Source organism: Pseudomonas guineae, from assembly GCF_900113745.1.
Taxonomy (GTDB): Bacteria; Pseudomonadota; Gammaproteobacteria; order Pseudomonadales; family Pseudomonadaceae; genus Aquipseudomonas; species Aquipseudomonas guineae.
In genome coordinates this window covers 158089-169756 of record NZ_FOQL01000004.1, presented here as the reverse complement: position 1 = coordinate 169756, position 11668 = coordinate 158089, and the positions used below count along the sequence as shown (strand labels likewise).

Sequence of the window (11668 nt, the reverse complement as noted above, 5' to 3'; positions counted from 1 at the left end):
AGCTCATGCTCGGGCGGTAAACACGCATCTCAGAGCAACACCACATCGTATTGCTCCTGGGAATACATGGTCTCGACCTGAAACTTGATGGTGCGACCGATAAAGGCTTCGAGATCAGCGACATTGCCAGACTCTTCATCGAGCAGGCGGTCGACCACTTTCTGATTAGCTAGCACGCGATAACCTTCGGGCTGATAGGCGCGCGCCTCACGGAGAATTTCGCGGAAGATTTCGTAGCAGGTGGTTTCCGCCGTCTTCAGCTTGCCGCGACCCTGGCAGCAGCTGCACGGTTCGCACAGCACCTGCTCAAGGCTTTCGCGGGTGCGCTTGCGGGTCATCTGCACCAGGCCCAACTCTGTGATGCCGATGATATTTGTCTTGGCGTGGTCACGCTCCAGCTGTTTCTCCAGGGTGCGCAGCACCTGGCGCTGATGCTCTTCATCTTCCATGTCGATGAAGTCGATGATGATGATCCCGCCAAGATTACGCAGGCGCAATTGGCGAGCAATCGCCGTCGCGGCTTCCAAGTTGGTCTTGAAGATGGTTTCTTCCAGCGTGCGATGGCCGACGAACGCACCGGTATTCACATCGATGGTGCTCATCGCCTCAGCCGGATCGATGATTAGATAACCGCCCGACTTGAGCGGCACCTTACGCTCCAGGGCTTTCTGGACTTCGTCTTCGACGCCGTACAGATCAAAGATCGGCCGCTCGCCGGGATAATGCTCCAGGCGGTCAGCGACTTCTGGCATCAACTCAGCAACGAACTGGGTGATTTTCTGGAAGGTCTCGCGCGAGTCGACGCGGATCTTTTCGATCTTCGGGTTGACCAGGTCACGCAGGGTGCGCAGCGCCAGGCTCAGGTCTTCATAGATCACCAGCGGCGTCGGGCCAACCTTCATCTGCGTGGCGATTTGCCCCCACAGGCGGCGCAGGTAACGAATATCCGCGAGAATTTCATCGGCCCCGGCACCCTCGGCAGCGGTACGCAGAATAAAGCCGCCGGTTTCTTCGATACCTTCTGCCGCGACGCAATCAGTCACCACCTGCTTGAGGCGCTCACGCTCGCCCTCATCTTCGATTTTCAGCGAGATGCCCACATGCGCGGTACGTGGCATATACACCAGGTAACGCGACGGAATCGACAGCTGCGTGGTCAGGCGTGCACCCTTGCTGCCAATCGGGTCCTTAGTGACCTGCACCACCAGGCTTTGGCCTTCATGCACCAACGCACTGATAGTCTCGACAGCTGAGCCTTCGCGGCTGGAGATTTCCGCCGCATGGATAAAGGCTGCACGCTCCAAACCGATGTCGATAAAGGCCGCCTGCATCCCCGGCAGTACGCGCACCACCTTACCCTTGTAGATATTGCCGACGATGCCACGCTTTTGCGTACGCTCGACATGCACTTCCTGCAGCACACCGTTTTCCACCACCGCCACGCGCGATTCCATCGGCGTGATGTTGATCAGGATCTCTTCACTCATGCGCTCATCTCTTCTGAGATAAAGCTGAAAGCCCGGAATCAGAGCCGATAAAGACGCTCACTCACCCGCGACCCGCAACCTCTTGACTGTGATCTGGCAGCGACTGCCAGCACGGAATAGCAAATTCTGCGAGTAACGCAGCAGTTTCACACAAGGGTAAACCCACTACCGCCGAATAACTGCCTTGCAACTGACTGACGAACACCGCCGCCAGGCCTTGAATACCGTAACACCCAGCTTTGTCCTGCGGTTCGCCGCTGGCCCAGTAAGCGTCGATTTCGGCCAAACTCAACGCGCGGAACGAGACCTGGCTGGTGACCACTCGCGATATCACCCGCTCAGGACTGACCAGCGCCACGGCGGTCAGCACCTCATGGTTGCGCCCAGACAAGGCGCGGAGAGTGGCCAGGGCCTCATCACGGCCAGCAGGCTTACCGAGTATCCGCCCATCGAGCACCACCGCCGTATCGGCCCCCAACACAACCGCACCTTGCGTATCTGTATCGGCTAAGGCGGCCAGCCCTGCGTGCCCCTTGGCCCGCGCCAGACGCTCTACATAGGCGACTGGCGACTCGTCTGGCAATGTATTTTCATCAACCGGAGCGATTAGCGTAAGGAATGGCACGCCGATTTGCGTCAGCAGTTCACGCCGACGCGGTGATCCGGAGGCGAGATAGAGGGTGGCCATGCAGACTTCTCCCTGTCGGATAAAGGCAAGGCCAGGCGGCCTTGCTTAGTTGACGCCCAAACGTCTATGCAGCCCACGCAGGAGCATACAAACCCACGGCCAGAGCAACGCGCTGACCAGCGCCGGCAAGACAAACGCCAGGGTTGGCGGGCGACTGCCCGTCAGGGCATTCAGCCACAGCTGCACCAGCTGGGCTAGGCCGAACACCACCAACAACACCGTGCTTTGTTGCCACATAGGGAACATGCGTAAGCGCTGATGCAGGGTCAGCACCAAAAAGGTAATCAGGGTCAGGATCAACGCGTTCTGGCCGAGCAAGCTGCCATTCAGTACATCCGCTAACAAGCCGATACACCAGGCCGTGGTCATGCCCACGCGGTGCGGCAAGGCCAGCACCCAATACGTCAGAAACAGCCCAAGCCAGAGGGGTCGCCCCAGCTCCATAAATTTCGGCATGCTCGACACACTGAGCAGCAATGCCAGTGCGAAGGTCAGCCAGATAACCCAGGTATTGTTTGCACGCACGGCCATTATTGCGCTGCCTCCGGAGGATAAGCGGGTGCCGCAGGCGCGTTTTTCGCAGGCTGGGCTTGCTGCAAAATCTCCCGATCCAGGGCTTCTTGCGCCTGCGCCGACTCTGTGGCGCGCTGCTCCGCCGTACGCGGATCGGTAAATACCAGCAGCATGTAGCGGCTGCGGTTCAACGACGCCGTGGGCACCGCGCGTACAATCGCGAAGGGCTGCCCGGAGTCATGAATCACTTCACTGACTATGGCCACTGGGTAACCGGCGGGGAAACGCTGGCCCATACCCGAGCTGACCAGCAGATCACCCTCCTTGATATCCGCCGTATCGGCCACATGACGCAGCTCCAGACGCTCGGGGTTACCGGTGCCGCTGGCGATGGCGCGTAGGCCATTGCGATTAACCTGCACAGGGATGCTGTGGGTGGTGTCGGTGAGCAACAAAACGCGAGAAGTGTAGGGCATCACTTCGACCACCTGACCCATCAGGCCACGGGCATCAAGCACCGGCTGCCCCAAAACCACGCCATCCTTCTCGCCTTTATCGATCAGGATGCGGTGGGTAAAGGGGTTGGGATCGATACCGATCAGCTCGGTGGCCAGCACCTCATCATCGACCAGCGCGGCTGAGTTGAGCAGCTCGCGCAGGCGCACGTTTTGCTCGGTCAAGGCCGCTAGTTTTTGCAGGCGACGCTGCATGATCAGCTGCTCGGCTTTGAGTTTTTCGTTTTCGACAGTCAACTCACTGCGCGTGCTCAGTTCCTGCGTCGCACCGTCCCACACCCTTACCGGCAAACTGCCTGCCCAGTAAACCGGCTCAACAATTAAACCCAATTGCGCGCGCAGCGGCTGCAGCCAGGTGAAGCGCGCATCGACCACCATCAGCGCAGCCGACAACACGGTAAACACCAACAGGCGCACACCCAGCGAAGGTCCTTTGGCAAATAGCGGTTTAATCGGCAGCTCCTCACAGCATCAGGCAGCAAACAAAAGCTGCAAGCGGGAAGATACCCGGTTGCAGCTTAGGTTCAATAGCAAAGGTCGACGCGTGCAGCACATCTGTTGGCTGCACTGGGCGTTTAGCCGGCCACCTTACTCCGAGGACAGCAGGTCCATGGTGTGGCGGTCCATCATTTCCAGGGCCTTGCCACCGCCACGCGCCACGCAGGTCAGCGGGTCTTCGGCGACAATCACCGGCAGGCCGGTTTCTTGCGCCAACAGCTTGTCCAGGTCACGCAGCAACGCGCCGCCACCGGTCAACACCAAGCCACGCTCGGCGATGTCCGAGGCCAGTTCCGGCGGCGACTGCTCAAGGGCGCTTTTAACCGCCTGCACGATGGTCGCCAGGGACTCCTGCAGCGCTTCAAGCACTTCGTTGGAATTCAGGGTAAAGCTGCGCGGCACACCCTCGGCCAGGTTACGACCGCGGACATCAACTTCACGCAGCTCGCCGCCTGGGTAGGCCGTGCCGATTTCCTGCTTGATTCGCTCGGCGGTGGACTCACCAATCAGCGAACCGTAGTTACGGCGCACATAGGTAATGATGGCTTCGTCGAAACGGTCGCCACCGACACGTACGGATTCGGCGTAAACCACACCGTTCAAGGAAATCAGCGCGATTTCAGTAGTGCCGCCACCGATGTCGACAACCATCGAGCCGCGGGCTTCTTCAACAGGCAGGCCGGCACCAATAGCAGCGGCCATTGGCTCTTCGATCAAGAACACTTCGCGAGCACCGGCGCCGAGAGCCGACTCGCGGATCGCGCGCCGCTCAACCTGGGTGGATTTGCACGGCACACAGATCAGTACGCGCGGCGAAGGCTGCAGGAAGCTGTTTTCGTGAACTTTGTTGATAAAGTACTGCAGCATCTTCTCGCAGACGCTGAAATCGGCAATCACACCGTCTTTCATCGGACGGATAGCGGCGATGTTACCGGGCGTACGGCCGAGCATGCGCTTGGCTTCAGTACCGACCGCCACCACACTTTTCTGGTTGTTGGCGCTGGTACGAATAGCCACGACCGACGGCTCGTTCAAAACGATGCCGCGCTCGCGGACATAAATCAGGGTATTGGCAGTGCCCAGGTCAATAGAAAGATCGCTGGAAAACATGCCACGCAGTTTTTTGAACATGGGATAGGGACCCTAGGCAACGCGTGGGTAAAAAAGTGCGGCAAACTCTAACAACGGCAGGGATTTTGAGCAAGGCACCAATATGTTAGATTGCCGCTTTTCCGGGCATTACGGCCCATCATCGCGGCCTTTGACCACCACCTGTCACACTCTGTTCCCTGCGCACCCTGTGCATGGCAACTCGTTCACATTTGCAAAGGCGGCCGGTATGCACTGCCTTTATAGGGAGAAATCTGATGGCGCTTGATCGCTCCGACGTGGAGAAAATCGCTCATCTGGCTCGACTGGGCCTGAATGAAGCCGATATTCCGGGTACCACCGAGACCCTAAACAACATTCTCGGCCTGATTGATCAGATGCAGGCGGTCAATACCGACGGCATCGAACCGTTGGCACACCCACTGGAAGCCACTCAGCGTCTGCGCGCCGACCAGGTCACCGAACACAACCAGCGCGAGGCCTATCAAGCCATCGCCCCGGCCGTAGAAAACGGCCTGTACCTGGTTCCGCAAGTCATCGAGTAAGGGAAACGCCTAGCCATGCATCAACTGACTCTGGCCGAGATCGCCCGCGGACTCGCCGACAAGCAATTTTCATCCGAAGAGCTGACCCGCAGCCTGCTGGCGCGCATCCAGCAACTTGACCCACAGCTCAACAGTTTTATTACCGTGACTGAAGAGCTGGCGCTGAACCAGGCCAAGGCCGCTGATGCACGCCGCGCAGCCGGCGAGAACGGCGCACTGCTCGGCGCTCCGATCGGCCACAAAGATCTGTTCTGCACCCAAGACGTGCTGACCAGCTGTGCCTCGAAGATACTCGCCGGCTTCAAAGCCCCGTATAACGCCACCGTGGTCGACAAACTCGCCAGCGCTGGCACGGTGACCCTGGGCAAGCTGAACATGGACGAATTCGCCATGGGCTCGGCCAACGAATCCAGCCACTACGGCGCGGTAAAGAACCCCTGGGACCTGACCCGCGTTCCGGGCGGCTCATCGGGTGGCTCCGCTGCCGCAGTCGCGGCGCGTCTGCTACCTGCAGCCACTGGCACCGACACCGGCGGTTCGATCCGCCAGCCTGCGGCACTGACCAACCTCACCGGGATCAAGCCGACCTACGGGCGCGTTTCGCGCTGGGGCATGATTGCCTATGCCTCCAGCCTCGACCAGGGCGGCCCGTTGGCGCGTACCGCTGAAGACTGCGCGTTGATGCTGCAAGCAATGGCCGGTTTCGACACCAAGGACAGCACCAGCGTTGATCAGCCGGTCGATGACTACCTGGCAGCCCTTGCTCAGCCGCTGACAGGCATGCGTATCGGCCTGCCTAAGGAGTACTTCGGTGCTGGCCTGGACGCACGCATTGGCGAGACAGTCATGGCCGTGGTCGAAGAGCTGAAGAAGCTCGGCGCCACGGTTAAAGAAATCAGCCTGCCGAACATGCAACACGCCATCCCGGCCTACTACGTGATCGCCCCGGCCGAAGCCAGCAGCAACCTCTCGCGTTTCGACGGCGTGCGCTTCGGCTATCGCTGCGAAAACCCGGTGAATCTGGAAGACCTGTACAAGCGCTCGCGCGGTGAAGGCTTCGGCGCAGAAGTGAAGCGGCGCATCATGGTCGGCACCTACGCGCTGTCCGCCGGTTACTACGACGCGTACTACCTGAAAGCGCAAAAGATCCGCCGCCTGATCAAAAATGATTTTGTCGCCGCCTTCAACGACGTCGACGTGATCCTCGGCCCGACCACGCCAAACCTGGCCTGGAAGCTCGGCGAGAAGAACAACGATCCGGTCGCCGCCTACTTGGAAGACATCTACACCATCACCGCCAACCTGGCCGGCATCCCCGGCTTATCGATGCCTGCGGGCTTCGTCGACGGCTTGCCGGTCGGTGTGCAACTGCTCGCCCCTTACTTCCAGGAAGGCCGCTTGCTCAACGTCGCCCACCAGTACCAACAGGTCACTGACTGGCACACCCAAGCGCCGACTGGCTTCTGAGGAATAAACAGATGCAATGGGAAACCATAATCGGGCTGGAAATTCACGCCCAGCTCAGCACTCAATCGAAGATTTTCTCCGCCAGCGCCATCGCCTTCGGCGCCGAGCCCAACACCCAGGCCAGCCTGGTCGACCTCGGCATGCCCGGCACCCTGCCGGTGCTGAATGCCGAGGCGGTGCGCATGGCCTGCAAATTCGGCTTGGCGATTGACGCCGAAATCGCCGGCACCAACATCTTCGCCCGTAAAAACTACTTCTACCCAGACCTGCCCAAGGGCTACCAGACCAGCCAGATGGATCACCCCATCGTCGGCAAAGGTTTCTTGGATATCACCTTGGAAGACGGCAGCCAGAAGCGCATCGGCATCACTCGCGCGCACCTGGAAGAAGACGCCGGCAAAAGCCTGCACGAAGACTTCCACGGCATGAGCGGCATCGATCTCAACCGTGCTGGCACGCCGCTACTGGAAATCGTATCCGAGCCGGACATCCGCTCGGCCAAGGAAGCCGTGGCCTACGTAAAAGCCATGCACGCCCTGGTGCGCTACCTGAATATTTGCGACGGCAACATGGCCGAAGGCTCGCTGCGCTGCGACTGTAACGTCTCGGTGCGACCCAAGGGTCAGGCCGAATACGGCACTCGCGCCGAGATCAAGAACGTCAACTCGTTCCGCTTTATCGAAAAAGCCATCAACCATGAAGTGCAGCGCCAGATCGAATTGATCGAGGACGGCGGCAAAGTGGTGCAGGAAACCCGCCTGTACGACCCGAACAAAGACCAAACCCGCTCCATGCGCAGCAAGGAAGAAGCCAACGATTACCGTTACTTCCCCTGCCCGGACCTGCTGCCGGTGGTGATAGAGCAAAGCTTCCTCGACGAAATTCGCGCCACCTTGCCGGAGCTGCCGGTCGAGAAGCGCGCGCGCTTTGAAGCCGAGTTCGGCCTCAGCACCTACGACGCCGACGTGCTGGCTGCCAGCCGCGAACTGGCCGACTACTTCGAAGCCGTCAACGGTGTGTGTGGCGATGCCAAACTGGCCGCCAACTGGGTGATGGGTGAACTGTCCAGCCTGCTCAACAAGGACAACCTCGATATCGAGCAGTCGCCGGTTTCCGCCGCACAATTGGGCGGGATGATCCTGCGCATCAAGGACAACACCATCAGCGGCAAGATCGCCAAGATGGTCTTTGAAGCTCTGGCCGCTGGCGAAGGTGCAACGGCGGACGAGGTGATTGAGAAGAAGGGCCTCAAGCAGGTCACCGACTCCGGCGCCATCGAAGCCATGCTGGATGACGTGCTGGCGGCCAACGCCGAACAAGTTGAACAGTACCGCGCCAGCGATGAAGCCAAGCGCGGCAAAATGTTCGGCTTCTTCGTCGGCCAGGCCATGAAGGCCTCGAAAGGCAAGGCCAACCCCGGCCAAGTGAACGAACTGCTGAAGAAAAAGCTCGAAGGCTGAGCCGACTTACACCCAAACCGCAGGCCATGGACGGCTCGCACTGACAACGCCGGGCTCGCCCGGCGTTGCTTTATTGGCAACGTGGGTCGAGCAGAGCGACGCTCACCAACATACTCGACCCAGAGGAGGCCTTATGCGCCTGATCTTAATTGCCATCGTCAGCCTGCTACTGAGCGCCTGTGCCAGCCAGGGCTCAGTCGATCCGAACGGCTACCGCGCCGAGGGCCAGGCGTCCTATTACGGCGCGCGTCATCACGGTAATAAAACCGCCAGCGGTGAGCGCTTCGACCAACATGCCCTGACCGCCGCACACCGCAGCCTGCCCTTCGGCAGCCGGGTACAGGTGACCAATCTACGCAATGACAGGTCAGTGGTGGTGCGCATCAACGACCGCGGCCCTTATGCCAAGAAGCGCATTATCGACCTCTCGCACAGGGCTGCTGAGGAGCTGGGCATGCTGCGGGACGGCGTGGCACCGGTGCGCGTGGAGCAACTCGCAGAGTGAACACAGACGCTTACAAAGAAGGCTTAACCGCGCCCTAGCCCCCTCTGGCGCCGCGCACGCCGATGATTAAACTAGCGCCACTTTTCTGGAGCCCCCTGCAATGACCCTGATGACCTTTGTTTACCTAATCGCCGGCCTAGTGCTGCTGGTCGCCGGCGCTGAAGTGCTGGTGCGCGGCGCCGCTAAACTGGCTGCGCAGTTTGGCATTCCGCCACTGATCATTGGCCTCACTGTCGTCGCATTTGGCACCAGCGCACCGGAAACGGCGGTCAGCGTGCAAGCGGCACTGAACGGCAGCGGCGACCTGGCGATAGGTAACGTGGTCGGTAGCAATATTGCCAACGTGCTGCTGATTCTCGGCATGACGGCCTTAGTTGCGCCGCTGATCGTCTCGCGCCAGCTGATTCGCCTCGATGTGCCCATCATGATCGGCGCCAGCTTGGTGGTATACGCCCTGGCCTGGGACGGCAGCCTCAGCCGCCTGGACGGCGCGTTGCTGTTCACCGGCGTGGTGAGTTACACGGCCTTTTTGATCATCAGCTCGCGTCGCGACAAAAATGCCAACCCCGATGATGAGTTTGCCAAGGAATTCGGCCTCGACGAGCCCGTCAAACCTTATGCCTGGGCGATCAACCTGGGGCTGATTCTTGCCGGCCTGGTGCTGCTGGTCAGCGGCTCCAACTTCTTGGTTGAAGGTGCCGTGAGCCTGGCGCGCGCCCTGGGTTTGTCTGAGCTGGTGATTGGTCTGACCGTAGTCGCCATTGGCACCTCACTGCCGGAACTGGCCACCTCGATCATGGCCGCACTCAGGGGCGAGCGTGACATCGCCGTGGGTAACATCGTCGGCAGCAACATCTTTAACCTGCTCTGCGTACTGGGCCTGGCCTCAATGGTCTCGCCGCAAGCCATTAATGTGGCAGCCAACGCCCTGGCCTTCGACTTCCCGGTGATGATCGCGGTGGCCGTAGCCTGCTTGCCGATCTTCTTCGCGGGTTACCGCATCAACCGCTGGGAAGGCCTACTGTTTATCGCCTACTACGTGGCTTACACGGTGTACCTGGTGTTGTCTTCGACCGGCAAACCATTCGCCGAGGTGTTTGGTGAGGCCATGCTCGGTTATGCCTTGCCGCTAACCGCCGTGACCCTAATGATCATTGCCGGGCGGGCCTGGCATAAGCAAAAAACCTGACAGGCGCCATGTAGAAAGCTAGAACGAAGAAGCCGACGCGAGCGTCGGCTTTTTTGTGCCTGCGATTGTGTAACGACCGGTGCTATATCCAGCCAACAAGCTGCAAGACTAACAAGCCCAGGTTGGTGCTCATCACCGACGCCAGGGTGGTAATGACGATTATTGCGGCCGCCAGTTCATAGTTAGCGCCTACCGCCTTGGCCATCACAAAGCTGGCCGCTGCCGTCGGGCTGACGAAGTACAGAAACAGAATGCCCAGGTCCGCACCGCGAAAACCGCACAGCCCTGCGCCTAAGGTGGCCAGCAACGGTAGCCAAAGCACTTTCATCAAGCTTGAGCTGAGTGCCACACCGCTACCCTGACGCAAGGAATCCAGAGTCAGCGTGGCGCCAATGCAAATCAGCGCCAGCGGCAGGCTCATTTGCGCAAAATAACCACCAGATGTCAGCAGCCATGCGGGCAGTGGGATTTGCCAAGCGGCGAAGGGAATCGCCAGCAGCACTCCGACTATCAACGGATTGCTGGCAATGTTCTTGCTCAGGCTCCAAACATCGGTCTTGGCCTGCGGACTGTAGATCGCCAGGATGATGGCCGACAGCACGTTGTAGGTAAGGATCACCACACCGCCGAGCACCGCACCTACCGACAGCCCGTAGTCACCGTACATGCTGGTCGCCAACGCTAATCCGACAATGCCGTTATTGCCGCGAAAGGCGCCTTGGGTGTAGATACCGCGATCCGCCTCGGGGCAGCGTAAAATCGACCAGCCCCACGCCAGCAGAAAGCAGCCCAGGGTTGCCACCACAAAATACAGCAGCAACGCCGGCTGCAAGGCGGTGCTTAGATCCGCCTTGATGATGCCTAAAAACAACAGCGTCGGCAGGGTGCCACGAAACACCAGCGTCGATGCCGTGTTGATAAACCCCGCGTCAATCAGCCCAAAACGCTTGAGCGCCACACCGAGAAACAGCATGGAAAAAACTGGCGCGGTGACGCTGATGGTTTGCTGAACGATGGCAAGCATGCGAGCCCCTGACAAGCCAATTACTTAGGGGGCTAATGATAGCAAGGCCGCCGAGCAGAAAGCTTTCAACAGCCTTTCATGCACAAAAAAATACGCCCGCAGCGCCTAGCGCCGAACCGGCCGTTTCTGCAATTTGCGCTGCAAGGTGCGCCGGTGCATGCCGAGGGCGCGGGCCGTGGCCGAGATATTGCCTTCATGTTCGCTGAGTACGCGCTGGATATGCTCCCACTGCAGGCGATCTACCGACATCGGGTTTTCCGGCACCAAGGTGTCCAGGTCAGCATGCTGAGTCAGCAACGCGGCCAGCACATCGTCGGCATCGGCCGGCTTGCACAGGTAATTGCAGGCCCCGCGCTTGATCGCCTCCACCGCGGTGGCGATGCTCGAATAGCCGGTCAGAATCACCACGCGCATTTCGGCGTCCAGCTCCAACAGTTTGGGCAGCAGCACCAAGCCGGAGTCGCCTTCCATTTTCAGATCGACCACGGCGTAATCAGGTAAATCCTGTTCAGCCAGGGCCAGACCTTCTTCGGCGGAGCCGGCGGTGGAAACGCGCAGGCCACGGCGGCTCATGGCGCGCGCCATGACACGGGTGAAGGTTGGGTCATCGTCGACCAGCAATAGGTGAGGTTGTTCTTCACCTTCGAAAAGCACTTCGTCGCTCATT

Annotated in this window: 12 protein-coding genes; 5 read left to right on the top strand and 7 right to left on the bottom strand. The window is 59.8% G+C overall.

Going from position 1 to position 11668, the window contains the following annotated elements:
• Window positions 1-29: 29 nt before the first annotated feature.
• The 5 genes from rng to mreB form a co-directional block, all read right to left on the bottom strand.
• A complete protein-coding gene (gene rng, locus BMZ32_RS15005; protein ID WP_090243390.1) occupies window positions 30-1487 on the bottom strand; it encodes a ribonuclease G in 1458 nt (485 codons plus the stop codon).
• A 61-nt stretch (window positions 1488-1548) separates the two neighbouring features.
• A complete protein-coding gene (locus BMZ32_RS15000; protein WP_090243388.1) occupies window positions 1549-2175 on the bottom strand; it encodes a Maf family protein in 627 nt (208 codons plus the stop codon).
• A gap of 45 nt (window positions 2176-2220) precedes the next feature.
• On the bottom strand, window positions 2221-2706 hold the full coding sequence (mreD, locus tag BMZ32_RS14995; protein ID WP_423815389.1) for a rod shape-determining protein MreD: 486 nt from the start codon (window positions 2704-2706) through the stop codon (window positions 2221-2223).
• Complete coding sequence (gene mreC, locus BMZ32_RS14990) at window positions 2706-3620, bottom strand: rod shape-determining protein MreC (RefSeq protein ID WP_244153998.1); 915 nt, start codon at window positions 3618-3620, stop codon at window positions 2706-2708. The genes mreD and mreC overlap by 1 nt, the downstream gene beginning before the upstream one ends.
• Window positions 3621-3791: 171 nt before the next feature.
• Window positions 3792-4832 (bottom strand): rod shape-determining protein MreB, encoded by a 1041-nt coding sequence (gene mreB / locus BMZ32_RS14985; protein ID WP_090243382.1) that lies wholly within the window; start codon window positions 4830-4832, stop codon window positions 3792-3794.
• A 236-nt stretch (window positions 4833-5068) separates the two neighbouring features.
• Here mreB and gatC point away from each other — a divergent pair, with 236 nt between their 5' ends.
• The 5 genes from gatC to BMZ32_RS14960 all read left to right on the top strand — a co-directional run bounded on the left by gatC (window position 5069) and on the right by BMZ32_RS14960 (window position 9977).
• On the top strand, window positions 5069-5356 hold the full coding sequence (gene gatC, locus BMZ32_RS14980) for an Asp-tRNA(Asn)/Glu-tRNA(Gln) amidotransferase subunit GatC (RefSeq protein WP_090243380.1): 288 nt from the start codon (window positions 5069-5071) through the stop codon (window positions 5354-5356).
• Between the two features lie 15 nt (window positions 5357-5371).
• Window positions 5372-6823: an Asp-tRNA(Asn)/Glu-tRNA(Gln) amidotransferase subunit GatA gene (gatA, locus tag BMZ32_RS14975; RefSeq protein ID WP_090243378.1), complete on the top strand. Its 1452-nt coding sequence runs from the start codon at window positions 5372-5374 to the stop codon at window positions 6821-6823.
• Between the two features lie 11 nt (window positions 6824-6834).
• Window positions 6835-8283, top strand: a complete 1449-nt coding sequence (gene gatB, locus BMZ32_RS14970; protein ID WP_090243376.1) for an Asp-tRNA(Asn)/Glu-tRNA(Gln) amidotransferase subunit GatB — start codon at window positions 6835-6837, stop codon at window positions 8281-8283.
• A gap of 133 nt (window positions 8284-8416) precedes the next feature.
• The gene (locus tag BMZ32_RS14965; RefSeq protein ID WP_090243374.1) at window positions 8417-8788 is read left to right on the top strand and encodes a septal ring lytic transglycosylase RlpA family protein; all 372 of its coding nucleotides are present in this window, start codon (window positions 8417-8419) and stop codon (window positions 8786-8788) included.
• A gap of 100 nt (window positions 8789-8888) precedes the next feature.
• Complete coding sequence (locus tag BMZ32_RS14960; protein ID WP_090243372.1) at window positions 8889-9977, top strand: calcium/sodium antiporter; 1089 nt, start codon at window positions 8889-8891, stop codon at window positions 9975-9977.
• Between the two features lie 82 nt (window positions 9978-10059).
• On the opposite strand, the gene BMZ32_RS14955 is transcribed toward BMZ32_RS14960, so the two are convergent.
• Window positions 10060-11001 (bottom strand): AEC family transporter, encoded by a 942-nt coding sequence (locus BMZ32_RS14955; RefSeq protein WP_090243371.1) that lies wholly within the window; start codon window positions 10999-11001, stop codon window positions 10060-10062.
• Window positions 11002-11106: 105 nt separating this feature from the next.
• Window positions 11107-11667 carry a response regulator transcription factor gene (locus tag BMZ32_RS14950; protein ID WP_090243369.1) on the bottom strand — a complete coding sequence of 187 codons (561 nt, stop codon included), beginning with the start codon at window positions 11665-11667 and terminating at the stop codon, window positions 11107-11109.
• Window position 11668: the final 1 nt, after the last annotated feature.

Coding starts and splice junctions, on each gene's coding strand:
- rng (WP_090243390.1), bottom strand. CDS start 1,487: ATGAGTGAAGAGATCCTGATCAACATCACGCCGATGGAATCGCGCGTG.
- BMZ32_RS15000 (WP_090243388.1), bottom strand. CDS start 2,175: ATGGCCACCCTCTATCTCGCCTCCGGATCACCGCGTCGGCGTGAACTG.
- mreD (WP_423815389.1), bottom strand. CDS start 2,706: ATGGCCGTGCGTGCAAACAATACCTGGGTTATCTGGCTGACCTTCGCA.
- mreB (WP_090243382.1), bottom strand. CDS start 4,832: ATGTTCAAAAAACTGCGTGGCATGTTTTCCAGCGATCTTTCTATTGAC.
- gatC (WP_090243380.1), top strand. CDS start 5,069: ATGGCGCTTGATCGCTCCGACGTGGAGAAAATCGCTCATCTGGCTCGA.
- gatA (WP_090243378.1), top strand. CDS start 5,372: ATGCATCAACTGACTCTGGCCGAGATCGCCCGCGGACTCGCCGACAAG.
- gatB (WP_090243376.1), top strand. CDS start 6,835: ATGCAATGGGAAACCATAATCGGGCTGGAAATTCACGCCCAGCTCAGC.
- BMZ32_RS14965 (WP_090243374.1), top strand. CDS start 8,417: ATGCGCCTGATCTTAATTGCCATCGTCAGCCTGCTACTGAGCGCCTGT.
- BMZ32_RS14960 (WP_090243372.1), top strand. CDS start 8,889: ATGACCCTGATGACCTTTGTTTACCTAATCGCCGGCCTAGTGCTGCTG.
- BMZ32_RS14955 (WP_090243371.1), bottom strand. CDS start 11,001: ATGCTTGCCATCGTTCAGCAAACCATCAGCGTCACCGCGCCAGTTTTT.
- BMZ32_RS14950 (WP_090243369.1), bottom strand. CDS start 11,667: ATGAGCGACGAAGTGCTTTTCGAAGGTGAAGAACAACCTCACCTATTG.